General features: G+C 72.2%; 17 protein-coding genes. 6 read left to right on the top strand and 11 right to left on the bottom strand.

Annotation, left to right across the window (positions count from 1 at the left end):
- Positions 1-2 precede the first annotated feature (2 nt).
- The 3 genes from OG698_RS29365 to OG698_RS29375 form a co-directional block, all read right to left on the bottom strand.
- Positions 3-626, bottom strand: a complete 624-nt coding sequence (locus OG698_RS29365) for a hypothetical protein (RefSeq protein WP_406106557.1) — start codon at positions 624-626, stop codon at positions 3-5.
- 111 nt (positions 627-737) lie between these two features.
- Positions 738-2,591 (bottom strand): glycoside hydrolase family 3 protein, encoded by a 1,854-nt coding sequence (locus tag OG698_RS29370; RefSeq protein WP_406106558.1) that lies wholly within the window; start codon positions 2,589-2,591, stop codon positions 738-740.
- Positions 2,592-2,933: 342 nt separating this feature from the next.
- Positions 2,934-3,875 carry a LysR family transcriptional regulator gene (locus OG698_RS29375; RefSeq protein WP_406106560.1) on the bottom strand — a complete coding sequence of 314 codons (942 nt, stop codon included), beginning with the start codon at positions 3,873-3,875 and terminating at the stop codon, positions 2,934-2,936.
- 157 nt (positions 3,876-4,032) lie between these two features.
- Here OG698_RS29375 and OG698_RS29380 point away from each other — a divergent pair, with 157 nt between their 5' ends.
- Together OG698_RS29380 and aroA are read left to right on the top strand one after the other, a co-directional pair.
- Positions 4,033-5,007 (top strand): EamA family transporter, encoded by a 975-nt coding sequence (locus OG698_RS29380; RefSeq protein WP_406111353.1) that lies wholly within the window; start codon positions 4,033-4,035, stop codon positions 5,005-5,007.
- A complete protein-coding gene (gene aroA, locus OG698_RS29385; RefSeq protein WP_406106562.1) occupies positions 4,994-6,229 on the top strand; it encodes a 3-phosphoshikimate 1-carboxyvinyltransferase in 1,236 nt (411 codons plus the stop codon). The genes OG698_RS29380 and aroA overlap by 14 nt, the downstream gene beginning before the upstream one ends.
- Positions 6,230-6,253: 24 nt before the next feature.
- Here aroA and OG698_RS29390 read toward each other — a convergent pair whose 3' ends face one another.
- Positions 6,254-7,054, bottom strand: coding sequence for a sugar phosphate isomerase/epimerase family protein (locus tag OG698_RS29390; protein ID WP_406106564.1), 801 nt, complete (start codon positions 7,052-7,054; stop codon positions 6,254-6,256).
- 357 nt (positions 7,055-7,411) lie between these two features.
- Between OG698_RS29390 and OG698_RS29395 the strand changes: the two genes are divergently transcribed.
- Complete coding sequence (locus tag OG698_RS29395) at positions 7,412-8,842, top strand: alkaline phosphatase family protein (protein ID WP_406106566.1); 1,431 nt, start codon at positions 7,412-7,414, stop codon at positions 8,840-8,842.
- A gap of 43 nt (positions 8,843-8,885) precedes the next feature.
- On the opposite strand, the gene OG698_RS29400 is transcribed toward OG698_RS29395, so the two are convergent.
- Positions 8,886-9,950, bottom strand: coding sequence for a LacI family DNA-binding transcriptional regulator (locus OG698_RS29400; RefSeq protein ID WP_399973791.1), 1,065 nt, complete (start codon positions 9,948-9,950; stop codon positions 8,886-8,888).
- A 187-nt stretch (positions 9,951-10,137) separates the two neighbouring features.
- Between OG698_RS29400 and OG698_RS29405 the strand changes: the two genes are divergently transcribed.
- Genes OG698_RS29405 through OG698_RS29415 form a run of 3 tightly spaced genes read left to right on the top strand, consistent with a single transcriptional unit; the run spans position 10,138 to position 13,261 of the window.
- A complete protein-coding gene (locus tag OG698_RS29405; protein WP_406106568.1) occupies positions 10,138-11,295 on the top strand; it encodes a Gfo/Idh/MocA family protein in 1,158 nt (385 codons plus the stop codon).
- Positions 11,292-12,431 (top strand): dihydrodipicolinate synthase family protein, encoded by a 1,140-nt coding sequence (locus OG698_RS29410; RefSeq protein WP_406106570.1) that lies wholly within the window; start codon positions 11,292-11,294, stop codon positions 12,429-12,431. The genes OG698_RS29405 and OG698_RS29410 overlap by 4 nt, the downstream gene beginning before the upstream one ends.
- 32 nt (positions 12,432-12,463) lie before the next feature.
- A complete protein-coding gene (locus OG698_RS29415; protein ID WP_406111355.1) occupies positions 12,464-13,261 on the top strand; it encodes a sugar phosphate isomerase/epimerase family protein in 798 nt (265 codons plus the stop codon).
- A 21-nt stretch (positions 13,262-13,282) separates the two neighbouring features.
- On the opposite strand, the gene OG698_RS29420 is transcribed toward OG698_RS29415, so the two are convergent.
- The 6 genes from OG698_RS29420 to OG698_RS29445 all read right to left on the bottom strand — a co-directional run bounded on the left by OG698_RS29420 (position 13,283) and on the right by OG698_RS29445 (position 19,935).
- A complete protein-coding gene (locus OG698_RS29420; protein WP_406106571.1) occupies positions 13,283-13,747 on the bottom strand; it encodes a DUF937 domain-containing protein in 465 nt (154 codons plus the stop codon).
- A gap of 247 nt (positions 13,748-13,994) precedes the next feature.
- Positions 13,995-14,384 (bottom strand): D-ribose pyranase, encoded by a 390-nt coding sequence (rbsD, locus tag OG698_RS29425; RefSeq protein WP_406106572.1) that lies wholly within the window; start codon positions 14,382-14,384, stop codon positions 13,995-13,997.
- Positions 14,381-15,280: a ribokinase gene (locus OG698_RS29430; RefSeq protein ID WP_406111357.1), complete on the bottom strand. Its 900-nt coding sequence runs from the start codon at positions 15,278-15,280 to the stop codon at positions 14,381-14,383. Before OG698_RS29430 ends, rbsD begins: the two co-directional genes overlap by 4 nt.
- Before the next feature lie 59 nt (positions 15,281-15,339).
- Entirely contained in the window at positions 15,340-17,286 is a 1,947-nt protein-coding gene (locus tag OG698_RS29435; RefSeq protein WP_406106573.1) for a substrate-binding domain-containing protein, read from the bottom strand.
- Positions 17,276-18,865 carry a sugar ABC transporter ATP-binding protein gene (locus OG698_RS29440; protein ID WP_406106574.1) on the bottom strand — a complete coding sequence of 530 codons (1,590 nt, stop codon included), beginning with the start codon at positions 18,863-18,865 and terminating at the stop codon, positions 17,276-17,278. The genes OG698_RS29435 and OG698_RS29440 overlap by 11 nt, the downstream gene beginning before the upstream one ends.
- Positions 18,862-19,935 carry a LacI family DNA-binding transcriptional regulator gene (locus OG698_RS29445; RefSeq protein WP_406106575.1) on the bottom strand — a complete coding sequence of 358 codons (1,074 nt, stop codon included), beginning with the start codon at positions 19,933-19,935 and terminating at the stop codon, positions 18,862-18,864. Before OG698_RS29445 ends, OG698_RS29440 begins: the two co-directional genes overlap by 4 nt.
- Between the last annotated feature and the right edge of the window lie 177 nt (positions 19,936-20,112).

The raw sequence follows: 20,112 nt of genomic DNA on the forward strand, positions 1-20,112 counted from the left end.
GTCTACACCCGGACCGCGCATCCCACCGGTTCGGACCCGCCCAGCGTCACGTACAACGCCGTGAGCGCAGGGCACTTGGCGCGGTCGGCCGCCGCGGCGGCCACCCGGTACTGGGGTTTCTCGGTGCCGGAGCCGTCGCAGGCGGTCTCGCGGACCTGGCCGCGGCCCGCCGAGTACACGCAGTCCCCGACGATCGTGCGGGGCCCGCCGCCGCCCCCCGGATCGCCGGGGTGCGGCGGCTCCAGGTTGCGCATGCAGGCGTGGCCCTGCGGGATCTCCCCATCGCCGTTCTCGTCCAGCGCGGGCCGGTTCTCGCTGATGTGGAGGACGAAGTCGGTGTGGGCCGGGCACATGGGCCCGGCCGCCACCTTTCCGTCGTAGCGGGCGGTGACCCGCGCCACCGCCCGCTCGCTTCTGCACGGCACCTCGGTGAACGTGTCGAGCCCCCGCGAGCTGCACTCGTCCACGGCGAGGAACACCGCCCCGTACCCCGACGGTGACCGGCTCGCCCCCGGCGAAGGTCCGCCGGACCTCGCGTCCGGCGACCCCTGACACCCCACGAGCGTCGCGGCGAGCAACGCCGCGCACACCGCCCCCACCCACCGCGCCCAGTTCCACGCAAGCATGGCAATCCCCCCGATACACACCTCAGCGTGACCCGCCGGGGCGGGCGCACGCCAGGTGTGCAGGGTGGTTTGGGTCACTTGGGGGTGGTGCGCCGGGTGTGCGGCGTACGTCTAGTACGACAACCCGTAGCCGATCGGATACAGCACCTGCGTCGGATCGTCGGCCCGCTGGACGGGCACGGGCAGCTTGCCCCGCGGCCTGGCCCGGCCCGCGATGACCCGGACCGCGGCCCGCAGTTCGACGTCGGTCCACGAGTACGCGGCGAGCGAGGCCCCGACGCCGGGCACCTGCGCGATGTCGTACGGGTTGCGGATCGCGACCGCGACGACGGGGACGCCGGTGGCGGCCAGGGCGTTCACGAGCCGCTGCTGACCGCTGCCCGCAGTGACGTTGTACGTGCCCACCAGTACCGCGTCCTTGCCCTTGGCGGCGGCCACCGCCTCGTCGATCTTCGCCTGGTTCGGCGCGGTCCCGGTCGACAACACCGTTGCGGTGAAGCCGAGTTCGGTCAGTGCCTGGCCGAGTGTCGTCGTGGGCGGGCCCGTCGTGCCGGAGGGCGAGGCCGGGTCGGCACCGACGACCAGGATGTTCCTGTGGGTGCGCCGCGACAGCGGGAGCAGCCTGTTCTTGTTGAGCAGGAGCGTCGTGGTGGCCTCGGCGATGCGGTCGGCGGCGGCCAGGTGGTCGCGGGTGCCGACGGTCTTGTCGACGCCGCGGCCGGTGACGTACGGCTCGTCGAAGAGGCCCAGCTTCTCCTTGAGGCGCAGGACGCGCAGGATCGACTCGTCGAGACGCGCCTCCGTCAGCTCGCCGTTCTTCACGGCGTCGAGGACGGCGTTCCAGGACACCTCCAGGGAGGGCGGGTTGAGGAGCTGGTCCACGCCCGCCTTCAGGGCGAGCACCGGCACGCGGTCGTCGCCGTACTTGTCGCGTACGCCCTGCATGCCGAGGGAGTCGGTCACGATGAGGCCCTCGAAGCCGAGTTCCTGGCGCAGGATGCCCGTCATGATCGGGTGCGAGAGCGTCGCCGGGTCGCCCGAGCCGTCGAGGTCGGGGACCATGATGTGCGCGGTCATGATCGAGTCGATGCCCGCGGCGATCGCGGCCTTGAACGGCGGGGCGTCGATCTGCTGCCACTGCTCGCGCGTGTGCGTGATGATCGGGAAGCCGAAGTGGCTGTCGGTGGCGGTGTCGCCATGGCCGGGGAAGTGCTTGGCCGTGGAGGCGATGTCGCTGCTCTGGTAGCCCTTGACCTCGGCGGCGACCAGGCCCGCGACGGCCTCGGGGTCGGCGCCGAAGGAGCGCACGCCGATGACCGGGTTGGCCGGGTTGATGTTCACGTCGGCGTCGGGCGCGTAGTTCTGGCGGATGCCGACCGCGCGCAGTTCGGCGCCGGCGATCCGGCCCAGGGTCCGGGCGTCGGAGCGGGAGCCGCCCGCGCCGATGGCCATGGCACCGGGGAAGAGCGTCGCGGGCTCGCCGACGCGACAGACGATGCCGTGTTCCTGGTCGGTGGAGATGAGCAGCGGGATGCGGCTCGGCTGGGCGAGGCCCGCGCGCTGGATGCCGTTCGAGAGGTCGGCGATCTGGTGCGGGTCCCGGGTGTTGTGCGCCCAGGTGAAGTAGATGATGCCGCCGAGCTTGTACTTGTCGATCAGTTCGGCCGCGGTGCGGACGCCGATCTCGGCGAGGTTGGCGTCGATGTCGGCCTGGTCGGGGTCGGTGGCGGAGTGGCCGTAGACCCGCATCACGAAGAGCTGGCCGACCTTCTCCTCGAGGCTCATCCGGGAGATGAGCTGCTTGAGTCGCGCGTCCTTGCCCTTGCGTGACGCGTCGTCGGCCTGGGCCGGGACGCCGGACAGGGTGACCGCGGCGGCGCCCGCGGTGGCGGCGGCGAGCAGGGTGCGTCTGGACAGGCTGTGGTGCACGTGCGCACTCCTTCCGGAGGAGAACTGGTGATCCATGCCCTGAAAGAAACTTCCGAGGGTCACGAATATCCGGAAAGTTTCTGCCAGTCAAGGGTGCGCGCAGCCGGGGTGGCAGAAGGGTGAGGACAGGGGCCGTCACCGGCGCAAGGGAGGGGGCGCGCCGGTGACGGCGTGCTGTCGGCCGCAGGCGGCGGAGAGGGTGGTCGGCGTTCGCAGCCGGCAGCGAGGCCGACACCGCTGTGCGGAGACTCTCCGGCAGCACGCCGTTCTGACGGAGCGGTGCGCGGGCGGGTTCCCCACTTCCCGGGGATTGACGGAAAGTGGTGCGCCGGTGAAACCAGGGGATCGGCAGTGCTGCTGAGTGCCGGTCAGCGGGCGTCAGCGGGCCTTGTCCGGCTGGTCCGGCTGATCCGCCACCCGGGTGGCTTCCCCCCACCGTTCCCGCAACGTCCGCACCGCCTCCGCGATGGCCGGCCTGCGCGACGCCCCCGTCCGCCACAGCGCGTACAAGTGCCTTACGGGCATGGGGTCCAGGGCCACCGCGACGACGCCGTCCGGCAGCGGGCCGCGGCCGAGCCGGGGGATCAGCGCCACGCCGAGGCCGGCCGCGACGAGCGCCGTCAGTGTCGGGTTCTCCTCGGCCTGGTGCCTGATGTCGGGCTCGAATCCGGCCGCCCGCAGCGTCCGCACCAGCCAGTCGTGGCAGACCCGCCCCGGCGGCTGCGACACCCACCGCTCGCCGCCGAGCTCCTCGCGGCGCACCGCGGCACGTCCCGCGAGCGGATGCACGGCCGGCACGAGGAGATCGCACAGGTCGTCCCCGATGGCGGCCTGCTCCACCCCGGCCGGTGCCGGCAGCGGGGCGATGTCCCAGTCGTGCGCCACGGCCATGTCGACGGCCCCCTTGGCGACCAGGTCGACCGACAGGTGCGGGTCGACCTCCGTGAGCCGCGCATCGAGCGCGGGATGCCGTACGGCGAGATCCGCGAGGACGGACGGCAGCAGGCCGCGGGCCGCCGAGGCGAACGCGGCGATCGTCAGGCGTCCCGCGGGCAGCCCGCGGCGCTCCTCCAGATCCGTCTCGGCGCGCTCGACGATGACCATCAAGTCCTGTGCGGTGCGGGCGAGTTCGACGGCCTCGTCGGTGAGGCGCACGCCCCGCCCGTGCCGTTCGAGGAGTACGGTCCTCGTCTCCCGCTCCAGCTTGGAGATCTGCTGCGAGACCGCGGACGGCGTGTAGCCGAGCGCCGCCGCGGCGGCCCCGACGGTGCCGTGCACGGAGACGGCGTGCAGCGCGCGCAGCCGCTGGAGATCGAGCATGCCGGCCTCCCGGTGGGCCTCGGGCAGTCATGATGCCTCGGGCACTCATGACGCCTGGGACATTCATTAGCGTTACTGAATTCAACCATGCAGACATTCGCGCTGGTGCTACACGGTCGTTGCCGGTGATCCTCGACGCATGGCTCCCACGCTCCCTATGCGCCCGTCCCACATCGCGCTCGCCGTCCTGGTCACCGCCGTCTGGGGCGTCAACTTCGTCGTCATCGAGGTCGGCCTCGACCACTTCCCGCCGCTGCTCTTCTCGGCCCTGCGCTTCCTCGTCGCGGCGCTGCCCGCGGTGTTCTTCGTGGGGCGGCCGAAAGTGGCGTGGGATGGGGTCTCCCCTGCTCGAACGAAGTTGAGAGCTTGGGGATGGGTCGTCGGCGTCGGACTGGCGCTCGGCGTCATGAAGTTCGGGCTGCTCTTCGTCGGCATGAACCAGGGGATGCCCGCCGGGCTCTCTTCCCTCGTCCTGCAGATCCAGGCCGTGTTCACCGCCCTGTTCGCCTTCGTCGCGCTCGGCGAACGTCCCGGCCGGATCCGCCTGGCCGGCATGGTCGTCGCGCTCGCCGGGATCGGCGTCGCGGCCGTCGACGAGGGCGCGAGCGGCCCTTTGCTCGGCTTCACGCTCGTCGTCGTGGCCGCCGTCGGCTGGGGCGTCTCGAACGTCCTCACCCGCAAGGCGGCACCGTCCGCCCCCTTCACCTTCATGGTGTGGACCTCGGCCGTCCCCGTCCTGCCGCTGTTCGCGCTGTCCCTCGCCTTCGAGGGCTGGGATCGCGACAGCCGGGCGCTCGCGTCGCTCGACTGGACCGGCGTCGGCATCATCGCGTTCGTCGCGTGGGTCACCACGCTCTTCTGCTTCGGCGCCTGGAGCTTCCTGTTGCTCAGCTACCCCGCCTCGTCGGTCGCCCCGTTCACGATGCTCGTCCCGGTGTTCGGGATGTCGTCCGCCGCGCTCTTCCTCGGTGAGAGCGTCAGCCCACTGCGCTGGTGCGCCGCCGCGCTCCTCGTCGGCGGTGTCGCTCTCGCGTCGCTCGCGCCCGCTCCCCGGAACCGGGCCGTCCAGCGTGTGGACACTCCGGCGCCCGCGCTGCCCGTCGAGGACCATGAAGCGCATGCCAGTCGTTGAGATCCCCGGTTCCAAGTCCGTGACGGCGAGGGCGCTGTTCCTCGCGGCGGCCGCGCAGGGCACCACCACCCTCGTGCGCCCCCTCAGCTCCGACGACACCGAGGGCTTCGCCGAAGGGCTGCTCCGGCTCGGTTACGGCGTCGAACGCGGCCCGGACGCCTGGCACATCGAGGGCCGTCCGACCGGCCCCGCCACGACCGACGCCGACGTGTACTGCCGCGACGGCGCGACCACCGCCCGCTTCCTGCCCACGCTCACGTCGGCCGCCACGCACGGCACGTACCGCTTCGACGCCTCGCCCCAGATGCGCCGCCGTCCCCTCGCTCCGCTCAGCAGGGCCCTGCGCGACCTGGGTGTGGACCTCCGCCACGAGGAGGCCGAGGGGCACCACCCGCTCACGGTCACGGCGGGCGGGGTGGAGGGCGGTGACGTGACCCTGGACGCGGGCCAGTCGTCCCAGTACCTCACCGCGCTCCTGCTGCTCGGCCCGCTGACCAGGGCCGGCCTGCGCATCACGGTCACCGACCTGGTCTCGGCGCCGTACATCGAGATCACCCTGGCGATGATGCGCAGCTTCGGGGCCGAAGTCCGCCGCGACGGCAACGTGTTCGAGGTCGCGCCCGGCGGCTACCGCGCCACCACCTACGCGATCGAGCCCGACGCCTCGACCGCGAGCTACTTCTTCGCGGCGGCTGCCGTCACCGGCGGCGAGGTCACCGTCGAAGGACTCGGCAGGAACGCGCTCCAGGGCGACCTGGCGTTCGTCGACGTCCTGCGGCGCATGGGGGCCGGGGTGACGACGACGGCGGACCGCACCACGGTCACCGCGCCCGGCCCCGCGGGCCTGTCCGGCATCACGGTCAACATGCGGGACATCTCCGACACGATGCCGACCCTCGCGGCGATCGCGCCGTACGCGAGCGGCCCGGTCCGCATCGAGGACGTGCACAACACGCGCGTCAAGGAGTGCGACCGCCTGGAGGCCTGCGCGCAGAACCTGCGCGGGCTCGGGGTGACGGTCGCGACGGGACCCGACTGGATCGAGATCCAGCCGGGCACCCCCGCCCCGGCGGAGATCACCACGTACGGGGATCACCGCATCGCGATGTCCTTCGCGGTGACGGGCCTGCGGATCCCCGGCGGGGTCACGTTCGACGACCCGGGGTGCGTACGGAAGACGTTCCCCGACTTCCACGAGGCGTTCGCGAAGGTGTTCGGATAGTCGTTCGGATGGCCGCCCGGCGGGCTATGCCGACTCGTTGAGCAGCCGGGCGAGATGCTCACGCCCGGCCGTCAGGAGCCCGGGCAGCGGGGCGGCGTCCGGATACCAGCGCTTCTCGTACTCCCAGCACAGCCACCCGTCCCAGCCCTCGCGGCACAGCACGTCCACGACCTCGGTGAGCGGCAGCACGCCCGCGCCCAGCGCGAGCGGCGTCGTGTCGTCGGCGCCCGCGATGTCCTTCACCTGTACGTAGCCCAGGTGCGGGGACAGGGCGGCGTACGACGTCACGGGCTGCTCGCCGCCGAGCCACGTGTGCATGACGTCCCACAGGGCGCCGACCTGCCGGTGCCCGACGGGGCCGAGCACGCGCATCGCGTCGGCTCCCGTGCGGTGCGAGTCGTGGGTCTCCAGGAGGATGCGGACGCCGAGGTCCGCGGCGTACTCGGCGGCGGTGCCCAGGCGCCGGGCGGCCGTCGCGTCGGCCTCGGCGTGGCTCTGCTCCGTGCCGCCGCCGGGGAAGACGCGTACGTAGGGCGCGCCGACGTCGCGGGCGAGTTCGAGGAGTGACCTGATCTCCGCGATCACCGGTTCGTCCTCGCCGGGAGCGGCCACGCGCGCGTACCCGGCGAGCCCGAGGATGTCGACCCCGGAGGCCTTGAACTCGGCGGCGGCGTCGGCCCGTTCGGTGGGTCCGAGCCCCGGGTGTACGGGTTCCTCGGGATGGGCGCGCAGCTCGACACCGTGATACCCGTGCTCGCAGGCGAGCCGCACGACATCGGCGAGGGGAAGCCCGGGAACCCCGAGCGTGGAAAAGGCCAGTTTCATGGCGGGGACGCTACCGGGCCGCGGGGCGGGGTCAAGGGGGCGCTCGGCGCGGATGCGGCGGCCGGGTGAAGAGGCCGCGCGAGGAACCCGGTGACGGCGCGACACCTGACCGGCCCGGCCCAATCCCCCTGCCGCGCCAAGCTTCGGCAACGTCCCTGCCATGCGGGTCACGGCTTGGCCAAGCCGATTCCGTGCGTTGGCCACGTATTCATCGCCCGCCCCGTGCGGGCCTCACCTCGGCCCTGGACAGTGGCTCACCGGAACGCACGTGCCCCCGCACACCCGTGGACACATGGGGCCCCAACCGCCTCTCCGTCCAAGGGAGTTCATGGTCGTCCGTCGCATGAAGGGATCCCCATGCCCGAGGAGTTCACCCGTCGCAGGCTGCTGGGTTCGGCCGCCGGCGCGCTCGGAGGCGCCGCCGCCCTCTCGCTGCTGCCGCCGAGCGTCCAGAAGGCCGTCGCCGCGGGCCCGCCGCGGCGCGGCTCGCTGCGCGACATCGAGCATGTCGTCATGCTGATGCAGGAGAACCGGTCCTTCGACCACTACTTCGGTACCCTGTCCGGCGTCCGCGGCTTCAGCGACCCGCGGGCCCTCAAGCTGGACACCGGCCGTTCGGTCTTCTATCAGCCGGACGCGGTGAACCCGAAGGGGTACCTGCTCCCCTTCCACCTCGACACGCACAGCTCCAGCGCCCAGGCCATCCCTTCCACCAGCCACGCCTGGTCCGTCCAGCACGAGGCCTGGAACGGCGGCAGGATGGACCGCTGGCTGCCCGCCCACCGCAAGGCGGACGGCGCCAACGGCCCCTATGTCATGGGCTATTACACCCGCGAGGACATCCCCTTCCAGTTCGCCCTCGCCGAGGCCTTCACCATCTGCGACCACTACTTCTGCTCGGTCTTCGGCCCGACCTGGCCCAACCGGCTGTACTGGATGACCGGTTCGATCGACGCGGGCGGCACGCAGGGCGGCCCGGTCCTGTCCAACAAGGCGCCGACGCCGTACCGCTGGAAGACGTACGCCGAACGCCTCCAGGCCGCGGGGGTCAGCTGGAAGGTCTACCAGCAGGACGACGACTACGGCTGCAACATGCTCGAGCAGTTCCAGGCGTTCAAGGACGCGAAGCCCGGCTCCGACCTCTATGAGCGCGGGGTACGGCCGCAGCCCGAGGGCACGTTCGAGGACGACGCCCGGGGCGACCGGCTCCCCGCGGTCTCCTGGATCACGCCGACGAGCTATCAGTCCGAGCACCCGGACTACCTGCCGGCGGCCGGCGCGGACTTCGTCGCCTCGAAGATCGAGGCCATCGCGTCCAACCCGAAGGTCTGGGCGAAGACCGCCTTCATCCTCAACTACGACGAGAACGACGGCCTCTTCGACCACGTGCCGCCGCCGACGGCGCCCGCCGGGGCGGAGGGCGAGTACGTCCAAGGGCTGCCGGTCGGCGCCGGGTTCCGGGTGCCCGCCATCATCGTGTCGCCCTGGACGGTGGGCGGCTGGGTCGCGAGCGAGACCTTCGACCACACCTCCGCCCTGCAGTTCCTCGAGCGGTTCACCGGCGTCGAGGAACCCAACATCACCGACTGGCGCCGTGACGCGTTCGGCGACCTGACGTCGGCGTTCCGGTTCTCCGACAGCAGGCCGCACGCCCCGCGCCTGCCCGACGACACGGCGGAGCAGCTGGAGAAGGCGAAGCAGGAGGTCGCCACACTCCCGAAGCCGACGCTCCCGGGCGCGGACCAGCACTTCCCGCACCAGGAGAGGGGTCGTCGCCCGCAGGTGTGAGGGTCAGGGGAGATCCGGGTGGGTGAGCGGATGCAGGCCCCGCTTACCCGCCCGAGCCCGACGCCCTGGACGGCACCCCCGTAGACCCGCGCACCATCAACTCCCCCTGCACCACTGCCATCCCCCCGGCAGGAGCCGCCTCGCGGCCCATCGCGATGCGGCCGGCACGGGCTCCCGCCTCCGCCAGTGGCAGCCGGACCGTGGTCAGGGCCGGTACCGCGTCCACGCTGAACGGCAGGTCGTCGAAGCCGGCCACCGACACGTCCCCCGGAATGCTCAGGCCCGCCTCCCGCAGCGCGGCGCACGCGCCGAGCGCCACCGTGTCGTTCGCGGCGACCACCGCCGTCAACGACGGTTCGCGGCGCAGGAGTTCGACCGTCGCCTCGTAACCGGACCGCCGGTCGTACGGGCCGTGCACGGTCCACCCGGCGTCGTCGGGCACGCCCCGCGCCGCCAGCGCCGCGCGATGTCCCTCCAGGCGGTGGCGGGTCGTCGTCCGTTCCTCGGGGCCCGCGATGTAGCCGATCCTGCGGTGGCCGAGGTCGAGCAGGTGGTCCGTGAGCGCCCGGCCGCCGCCGCGGTTGTCGAAGGCGAGCGCCACCGCGTCCGCGTCCGGCACGGGTGGCCGCCCGCACAGGACGACCCGCGTCCCGGCGTCCGCGAGCCGCCGCAGCTTCCCGGAGATCGCCTTGGCGTGTTCGGGGTCCTCGACGGCGCCGCCCGTGAGGACGACGGCCGCCGCTCGCTGGCGCTGGAGGAGCGTCAGATAGGTGAGTTCGCGCTCGGGCGACCCGCCGGTGTTGCACACGACCGCGAGCCGCTCGCCACCCGCGCGCCCGCCGGGCCCCACGATCTCGGACTGCACGGCCCCCGCCATGATCCCGAAGAACGGGTCGGCGATGTCGTTCACGAGGATGCCGACCAGGTCGGAGGTGGCGGCGGCCAGGGCGCTGGCCGGCCCGTTCAGCACGTAGTCGAGGTCGTCCACCGCGCGCAGCACCCGCTCGCGCGTGGCCGCGGCCACGGGGTAGTTGCCGTTCAGCACGCGGGACACGGTGGCGGGGGAGACCTGGGCGCGTGCCGCCACGTCCGCCAGGGTCACGGTCATCGCATCATCCTCCGGTCGGCCGTCCGGTGCCCGTCCGGCCTCGCATCCCGTTTCATCAGCACCCGGTCTTGTCCGACCGGCTGTGCAGAGGCTAGCTTCTTCCCGTGTAGAAAGCGCTTGCTACGACGAGCGTGTTCTCCATCGGCGTCTCGGTCCGGTCAGTACGAATCTGTACGAAGGGAATCTCGTGACACGCAAGACGGTGCGCATCGCCATGAACGGGGTGACGGGGCGCATGGGCTACCGCCAGCACCTCGTCCGCTCCCTCCTCGCCCTGCGCGAACAGGGCGGCCTCGACCTCGGCGACGGCACGGTGCTGTGGCCCGAGCCGGTCCTCGTCGGCCGCCGTGAGCACGCGCTGCTCGCGCTCGCCGAGCAGCACGGCCTCGACCGGACGAACGTCTCCACCGACCTGGACGCCGTCCTCGCCGATGACACGGTCGACATCTACTTCGACGCGCAGGTCACCTCCGCCCGCGAGGAGGCGCTCAAGAAGGCCATCGCCGCCGGAAAGCACCTCTACACCGAGAAGCCCTCGGCGACGAGCCTCGAAGGCGCGCTCGAGCTGGCCCGCCTGGCCAAGGCGAAGGGCATCAAGCACGGCGTCGTCCAGGACAAGCTGTTCCTGCCGGGCCTGCTCAAGCTCAAGCGCCTCATCGACGGCGGCTTCTTCGGGCGGATCCTGTCCGTGCGCGGCGAGTTCGGCTACTGGGTCTTCGAGGGCGACTGGCAGGAGGCGCAGCGGCCGAGCTGGAACTACCGGTCGGAGGACGGCGGTGGCATCGTCGTCGACATGTTCCCGCACTGGGAGTACGTGCTCCACGAGCTGTTCGGCCGCGTGACCAGCGTGCAGGCGCTGGCCTCGACGCACATCCCGCAGCGCTGGGACGAGGGTGGCAAGCCCTACGACGCGACCGCCGACGACTCGGCGTACGGCATCTTCGAGCTCGACGGCGGCGCCGTCGCGCAGATCAACTCCTCCTGGTCGGTGCGGGTCAACCGGGACGAGCTCGTCGAGTTCCAGGTGGACGGCACGGAGGGTTCCGCGGTCGCCGGGCTGCGCAACTGCCGTGTCCAGCACCGTGCTTCGACCCCGAAGCCCGTATGGAACCCGGACCTGCCGGCCACGTACTCCTTCCGCGACCAGTGGCAGGAGGTCCCCGACAACCAGGAGTTCGACAACGGCTTCAAGGCGCAGTGGGAGCTGTTCCTCAAGCACGTGTACGCCGACGCGCCCTACCGCTGGGACCTGTTCGCCGGCGCCCGCGGCGTGCAGCTCGCCGAGCTCGGCCTGAAGTCGTCGGCGGAGGGCCGCCGCCTGGACGTTCCGGAGATCAGCCTGTGACGATCCGACTCCCCGGCCCCGGCGGTTCGCTGCGCGCCTACACCCCGCGCGCCGAGCCCGCCTCCTTCACCACGGGCGCCCCTCTCGTCTCGCGGACCGTCTTCTCGGCCGCGCACGTCGTCGCGGACCCGCTCGCCGATGCGGGCGCCGTCGACTGGGACGCCACGCTCGCCTTCCGCCGTCATCTGTGGGCGCACGGCCTGGGCGTGGCCGAGGCCATGGACACCGCCCAGCGCGGCATGGGCCTCGACTGGGCGGGCGCGGCCGAGCTGATCCGGCGCTCGACCGCCGAGGCGAAGTCGGCCGGCGGCGCCATCGCGTGCGGGGTGGGCACCGACCAGCTGTCCGGGCCCGCCACGCTCGCCGAGGTCCGCGCGGCCTACGAGGAGCAGCTCGCGCTCGTGGAGGGGACGGGCGCGCAGGCGATCCTCATGGCCTCGCGGGCCCTGGCGGCTGCGGCGTCCGGACCCGAGGACTACCTCGATGTCTACGGGCATCTGCTGCGCCAGGCCGCCGAGCCCGTCATCCTGCACTGGCTCGGCCCGATGTTCGACCCCGCCCTGGAGGGCTACTGGGGTTCGCCGGACCTCGACGCCGCCACCGAGACGTTCCTCGACGTCATCGCCGCGCACCCGGACAAGGTCGACGGCATCAAGGTCTCGCTCCTGGACGCCCGGCGCGAGGTCGAGCTGCGCCGCCGCCTCCCTCGGGGCGTGCGCTGCTACACGGGGGACGACTACAACTACCCCGAGCTGATCGCGGGCGACGAGCAGGGGTTCAGCCATGCGCTCCTCGGCATCTTCGACCCGCTGGGCCCGCTCGCGGCGGAGGCGGTGCGCGTCCTCGACACGGGGGACACCGCCAAGTTCCGTGAACTGCTCGACCCGACCGTCGAGTTGTCCCGGCACCTCTTCGAGACGCCGACCCGCTTCTACAAGACGGGCGTCGTCCTGCTCGCGTGGCTCGCGGGCCACCAGTCCCACTTCGCGATGGTCGGCGGCCTCCAGTCGGCCCGCCCGCTCCCGCACCTCGCCCGCGCCTACGAACTCGCCGACGGCCTGGGCCTGTTCCCGGATCCCGCCCTCGCCGAGACCCGGATGAAGTCCCTGCTCAGCGTGTACGGAGTCGACCAGTGAGCCACGCACTCGACCGCTTCTCCATCAACCAGATGACCGTCAAGCAGCTCGGCCTCGAAGAACTCGTCGCGGCCTGCGCCGAGTTGGACGTCCCGGGTGTCGGCCTGTGGCGCGAGCCCGTGCAGACGTACGGGGTCGAGGCCGCGGCGAAGCTCGTACGGGGCGCGGGGCTCGCCGTCACCACGCTGTGCCGGGGCGGCTTCCTCACCGCGATCGACCCGGACGCGCGCGTGCGGGCCCTCGACGACAACCGCGCGGCCGTCGACGAGGCGGCGGCCCTCGGCACGGACACCCTCGTCCTGGTCTCCGGCGGCCTCCCCGAAGGCAGCAAGGACCTGCACGGCGCGCGGGAGCGGATCGCCGACGCGCTCGCGGAGCTCGGCCCGTACGCCGCCGAGCGGGGCGTCCGGCTCGCGATCGAGCCGCTGCACCCGATGTACGCCTCCGACCGCTGCGTCGTGTCGACGCTGGCGCAGGCACTCGACCTGGCCGAGCGCTTCCCCGCCGAGCAGGTCGGCGTCTGCGTGGACACGTACCACATCTGGTGGGACGACCAGGCGCCCGCGCAGATCGCGCGCGCGGGGGCGGGCGGGCGGCTGCACGCCTTCCAGCTGGCCGACTGGACCACGCCGTTGCCCGAGGGCGTCCTCAACGGGCGGGGCCAGATCGGCGACGGCGCGATCGACATGCGCGCGTGGCGCGGCCTTGTCGAGGCCGCCGGATACACGGGGCCCATCGAGGTGGAGCTGTTCAACGACGGGCTGTGGGCGCGCGACGGGCGCGAGGTCCTCGCTCAGACGGCGGACCGCTTCGTGCGGCACGCCGGCTGAGTCTTCCGGGCGGGCGGCCTCCTACAGGGGGCCGCGGCCCGCCTTCCTGCCCGCGGCCCGCTTGGTGAAGACCGCGAGCACCACCGGGACCAGGAGCTCGATGACCCGTGTCGCCGTCGCGGGCGGCAGGCCCGTCTTCTTCGCGACGGCGGTCGCGACGGGCCGGCTCATCTTCGCCAGGATCCCGGCCATCAGGCCGCCGCCCGCGAGGCCGCCGAGCCCGCCGAAGGTGGCGACGCCCTGCAACGGCCGCTGCTCCTCGGTCTCGGCGAGCGCCTGCCGGACCTCCTCGGCCTGCTGGGGGTCGGCCGTGGCCTTCTCCCTGAGCCCTCCGGAGAGCTCGGAGACGGTGGTGCTCACGACGTCCTGCGCGCCCGCCGCGTCCGTACCGAGCAGCCCGGCGATCTCGCTCAGCCGGTCGTCGCCGAGCTCGTCGAGTACGTCCTTCTGCAGGGACGGTTCGGCAGATCCGGTGTTTTCACTCATGCCCGAAACGCTACGTCTGCCCCACTCTGTCGGCACCCCGAAAAGATTCCGGGCCGACAGTGCAACCCTTTCCGCGATTTGCGGGTCGTATGTGGCATCAGGACTTCTGGAGGGGGATCCGGGGGGATCGCGGGGGTTCTGATGGGGAGGGGAAGCGTCAGGGGGCCCGGTCCGCCGACCGGGCCCCCTTTTGCGCGCCTACAAGCAGGACCTGTTGCACGCCTACAAGCAGGACCTGCTGGCCTGCCTAGAAGAAGACCCCGCAGCGCAGCAGCACATTCGCGTACGGCCGCGCCTCTCCCGTACGGACGACGAGCCGCGCGCCCCGCGAGAGCTCCTTCAGCTCCTCGTGCGGGACGAAGGCGAGCGCGGGCAGCCGCTCCGCGAGCAGCCCCGCGGCATCGGGGTTCGCGGCCCGGATCTCGGCAGCGGCCGTCCCGCCCTCCACGACCAGCTCGTCCAGGAGCCCGTCGAGGACCTCGGCGAACGACGGGACACCGGCCTGGAACGCCAGGTCCACGACCCGCGGCCCCGCCGGGATCGGCATGCCCACGTCGCACACGAGCACGCCGTCGCCATGGCCCAGCTCGGCGAGCGCGCCGGCCAGGTGGCGGTTGAGTATTCCGGCCTTCCTCACAGCGCCGTGACCTCGGCGGTCGTCGGGTACGACGCCTGCGCGCCCTCCTTCGTGACCGCCGCGGCGCCGACGCGGGCCGCGAAGGCCGCTGCGTCAGCGAGGCTCTGGCCCGCGCCGAGGTGCCATGCCAGGGCCGCCGTGAAGGCGTCCCCCGCACCGGTCGTGTCCACGGCCGTCACCTTGACGGACGGCACGCGGCGCGTCCCCGTGCCGTCGGCCACCAGCGCGCCCTCGGCGCCCAGCGTGATCACGACGGAGCGCGGTCCGAGGGCGAGCAGCGCCGACGCCCAGTCCTCGGGTCCGCCGGTGACGTCCGCGCCGAGCACGACCCGCGCCTCGTGCTCGTTGACGATGAGCGGGTCGCAGGCCGCGAGGACCTCGGCCGGCAGGGGAGCGGGCGGGGACGGGTTGAGGACGAACCGGCTGCCCGGCGCCAGGGCCCGTACGACCTCCGCGACCGTGTCGAGCGGGATCTCCAGCTGCGCCGAGACAACCCGCGACGCCCGGAAGAGGCTGCCTGCGGCCTTGACGTCCTGCGGGGTGAGCCGGGCGTTGGCACCCGGTGACACCACGATGCTGTTGTCCCCGGACGGGTCCACCGTGATCAGGGCGACCCCGGTGGGCGCCCCGCCGACGAGGACGCCGACCGGGTCGACGCCCGCCGACTTCATCGAGTCGAGCAGCAGCCGCCCGTGCCCGTCGTCGCCGACCCGCGCGAGCAGCGCCGTACGGGCTCCGAGGCGCGCGGCGGCGACGGCCTGGTTGGCGCCCTTGCCGCCCGGGTGGACGGCGAGGTCCGAGCCGAGGACGGTCTCCCCGGCGCCGGGGCGGCGCTCGACGACGGTCACCAGGTCGGCGTTGGCCGACCCCACCACCAACAGGTCGTAGTCGTGCATCGCTGTCACTTTCTCCGTCTTCTCCGTGTTCTCCATGGGCGACGCGGAACTCGCGACGGTCACTTGAAGCTCGCGACGTTCTTCGAGGTGACGACCTTCACCGGCACCTTGACCATCTGTGCGACCTTCTTGTCCTTCGCCGCCCTGACCGCGTTCTGCACGGCGATCCGGCCGAGCTCCTTCGGCTGCTGCGCGACGGACGCGTACAGCGTGCCCGCCTCGACGGCCTTGAGGCCGTCCGGCGTGCCGTCGAAGCCGACGACGGCGACGGACTTGCCGGCCTTGGAGCCGAGCGCCTTGATCGCGCCGAGGGCCATCTCGTCGTTCTCGGCGAAGACGCCGTCGACGCCCGCGTTGGCCTGGAGCATGTTCGTCATGACGTCGAGGCCCTTGGTGCGGTCGAAGTCCGCGGGCTGCTTGGCGACGACCTTGATGCCGGGGTACGCCTTGATGCCCTCGGCGAAGCCCTGGCCGCGCTCCCGGCTGGCGGAGGTGCCGGCCGTGCCCTGGAGGATCACGATCTTCCCGCTGCCGCCGAGCTTGTCGGCGAGGGTCTTCGCCGCCTGGCGGCCGCCCGCGACGTTGTCGGAGGCGACAAGCGTGGCCGTCTTCGCCTTGTTGACGCCACGGTCGGCGGCGACGACGGGGATGTCGGCCTTGTTGGCGCCGCGCACGGCGGGACCGACGGCGTCGGAGTCGACAGGGTTCACGATGACCGAGCTCATGCCCTCACTGGTGAAGTTCTGGAGCTGGTTGGCCTGCTGGGACGCGTCGTTCTGGGCGTCGGTGACCGTGAGCTTGACGCCCTCCTTCTTCGCCTCGGCCTGCGCGCCCGCCTTCATCTGTACGAAGAAGGGGTTGTTCAGCGTCGAGACGGACAGGCCGAGCTTGGTCGACGTACCTGAAGAGCCGTTGTTCCAGAGGGAGATGCCGCCGATGACCGCCGCGGCGACGACGGCCGCGATGGTGTACTGGGCGGCCTGTTTGCGCTTGGAGCCGCCGGGCCCGGACGCGGCGCCGGTGGCCGTCGGGGTCGCGCCCGCCTTGCGGCGCACGGTGTCGAGGAGCACGGCGAGCGCGATGACGACGCCGATGACGACCTGCTGCCAGAACGCGGACACGGAAAGGAGGTTGAGGCCGTTCCTGAGCACGGCGAGGATCAGCGCGCCGATGAACGTGCCCGACGCCTTGCCGACGCCGCCGGACAGCGAGGCGCCGCCGATGACGACCGCGGCGATGGCGTCCAGCTCGTAACCCTGCGCGGCCTGCGGCTGCGCGGAGGTCAGACGCGAGGCGAGGACGATGCCCGCGACCGCGGCGAACAGGCCCGACAGGGCGTAGATGACGACCTTCTGCCGCTTGACGCGCAGACCCGACAGGCGCGCCGCTTCCTCGTTGCCGCCGATCGCGAACATGGACCGGCCGATGAACGTACGGCCAAGGATCAGCGCCGTGATCAGCCCCATGACGATCATCACGAGCACCGGCACCGGCAGCCAGCCGCCCAGGGTGTCCCCGACCCGCGAGACGGACGACGGGAACGGGATCGGGCTGCCCTGCGAGATGACGAGCGACAGACCACGCCCCACCGACAGCATCGCGAGCGTCGCGATGAACGGCGGGAGCTTGCCGTACGAGATCAGCGCGCCGTTGACGAATCCGCAGGCGATGCCGGTGACGACGGCGAGGATCACGGCGATCCACACCGGGACGCCCTCACTGGTCGCGGCCCACGCGAGGACCGTCGCCGACAGCGCCGCCACGGAGCCGACCGACAGGTCGATGCCCGCCGAGACGATGACGAAGGTGACGCCGAACGCGAGGATCGCGGTCACGGCGGCCTGCACGCCGACGTTGAGCAGGTTCTGCGTGGTCAGGAAGTCACCGGACAGCAGCGACATCGCGATGACCAGGACGACCAGGGCGCTCAGCGCGCCGTTGTCGAGCAGGACGCGGCGCAGGCCACCCGCGCCGGCCGTGCTGCTCTTGAGCGTGTCAGTGGCCACGGGAGCCCTCCACTTCATTGTGTTCGGGGGTGGTTGCCGGGGAGGCGGCGGTGCTGACGGCGAGCGCCATCACGGAGTCCTGGGTCGCCTCGCCGGCAGCGAGTTCGCCCGCGATCCGGCCCTGCGCCATGACGAGGACCCGGTCGCTCATCCCGAGGACCTCCGGCAGATCGCTGGAGATCATCAGGACGGCGTGCCCGGCCGCGGTGAGTTCGTTGACGAGCTGGTAGATCTCGACCTTCGCGCCGACGTCGATGCCGCGCGTCGGCTCGTCGAGGATGAGGACCTTGATGTCGGCGAGCAGCCACTTGCCGATGACGACCTTCTGCTGGTTGCCGCCGGACAGGGTCCGCACATGCTGGCCGAGCCCGGCCATGCGCACGCCGAGCTGCTCGGCCATGCGGGCGGCCGCGACGCGCTGCGACTTGCGGTCCACGAGGCCCGCGCGGGTCGCCGAACGCAGGGTGACCAGGCCCAGGTTCTCCTCGACGGAGGCGTCCAGGAGGAGGCCCTGCCCCTTGCGGTCCTCGGGCACGAGCCCGACGCCGGCGGCCATCGCCGCGTTCACGTCGTGCCGCGGCAGCCGCGCGCCCGCGACCTCGACCGTGCCCTTGTCGTACGGGTCGGCGCCGAACACGGCACGGACGACCTCGGTACGGCCCGCGCCCACGAGGCCCGCGATGCCGACGACCTCGCCGGCCCGCACCTCGAAGTGCACGTCGTGGAAGACCCCGTCGCGGGTCAGTCCCTCGACCCGCAGCAACGGGGCGTCCGTGGCGTCGAGTCGGGGCCGCTCGCGCGGGTACTGCTGCTCGATGCTGCGGCCCACCATGAGCCGTACGAGCTCGGCCTCGGGGGTGGACGCGGGGACCTGGCCGACGCTCCTGCCGTCGCGGATGACCGTGACGCGGTCGCCGAGCGCGGCGATCTCCTCCAGGTGGTGGGTGATGAAGACGACGCCGACGCCGTCCTCGCGCAGCGCGCGCACGATCCCGAAGAGCTTGTCCACCTCCTCCGAGGTGAGCACGGCCGTCGGCTCGTCCATGATCAGGACGCGGGCGTCCAGGCTCAGAGCCTTCGCGATCTCGACCATCTGGAGCCGGGCGATGCCCAGTTCGCGCACCCGGGCGCGGGGCGACACCGTCAGGCCGACGCGCCGGAGCAGCTTCTCGGCGTCGGCCTCCATCTTCTTGCGGTCGATCATCCCGAGGCGGCGCGGCTGGCGGCCCAGGAAGATGTTCTCGGCGACCGTCAGATCGGGGACGAGGTTGAACTCCTGGTAGATGGTGGCGATCCCGAGCCGCTCGGCGTCCTGCGCCCCGTGGATACGGGCCTCCTGGCCGTCGACGACGATCCGGCCCGCGTCGGGCCGGTAGGCGCCGGAGAGCATCTTGATGAGGGTGCTCTTGCCCGCGCCGTTCTCGCCGAGCAGTACGTGCACCTCGCCGCGGCGCAGATCGAAGTCGACGCTGTCGAGCGCGACGACGCCGGGAAACGTCTTGCGTATCCCCTCGATGCGCAGCAGCTCGTCGGCCGGCTCGGCCGGCTCCTGGCCGGGCCGCTCTTCCGGGTTGCTCACGGGTTCCTCCTCGTTGAGGTCGTGGCGGTGGGGGTGTCTGTGGGAGCCGTGGGGGCCGGGGTCCGGGCCTCAGAGGTCCCCGCCTCGCCGCAGGACCGGCGGACGACCAGACGCGCCGGCAGCGTCACCGACTGCGGGGGCCTGCCCTCGATGCGGTCGATCAGGGCCCGTACGGCGGCCCGGCCGAGGTCCTTGGTCGGCTGGGCGATCGCCGTCACGGGCGGGTCGGTGTGCACGAACCAGGGGATGTCGTCGAAGGCCGCGAGCCCGATGTCGTGCGGCACGCGCAGCCCGGCGGCCCTGATCGCGTCGAGCGCGCCGAGCGCCATCAGGTTGTCGGCGGCGAACACGACCTCGGGCGGCTCGGACAGGGCGAGGAAGCGCTCCGTCGCGCGCCGGCCGCTGTCCGCCTGGAAGTCGCCCTGCCCGATGTAGGCGTCCGGCAGTGCGATCCCGAACGCTGCGAGCGCCTCGCGGAACGCCTCGACGCGCTCGCTGCCCGTCGTGGTGGCGGCGGGCCCCGCGATGATGGCGAGGCGGCGGTGGCCGAGGGCGTGCAGATGGGCCACGAGGTCGCGCACGGCGGCGCGCCCGTCGGACCGGACCACGGGCACGTCCACGCCCGGGATCCAGCGGTCGACGAAGACCATCGGCGTACCGGCCCGAGCGGCCTCCAGCATCAGCGGCGAGCCGCCGTCGGTGGGGGAGACGAGGAGGCCGTCGATGCGCCGGTCGAGGAGCGTGCGTACGTGGTGGTCCTGGATGTCGGGCTGCTCGTCCGCGTTCCCGATGATGACGCTGTAGCCCAGCGCGCGGGCCTCCTCCTCCACGGAGCGGGCCAGCTCGGTGAAGTACGGGTTGAGTACGTCACTGATGACCAGGCCGAGCGTGCGGGTCTGGGCGGTGCGCAGGGAGCGGGCCACGGCGTTCGGGCGGTAGCCGAGCGACTCGACGGCGCCGAGCACGCGTGCGCGGGCGTCCGGACTCACGGACGGGTGGCTGTTCAGCACCCGCGAGACCGTGGCGACGGAGACACCCGCCGCCGCGGCGACGTCCTTGATGCTCGCCATCGCGGGACCACCTCCTTGTGGCTGCAGGGACCGGAACGGGTTCCGGACCCTGGTGCGCAACGGGGCCGACATCTGGTCCGAGACTTGGTCCGACACCGTCATGGAATCGATTACACGGAGGATTGGAATCGATTACACGGGCTCTTGGCAACCCCCGTTCCGCTTGTCGAGACCGGA

The sequence above is a fragment of the Streptomyces sp. NBC_01003 genome, from assembly GCF_045162695.1.
Taxonomy (GTDB): domain Bacteria; phylum Actinomycetota; class Actinomycetes; order Streptomycetales; family Streptomycetaceae; genus Streptomyces.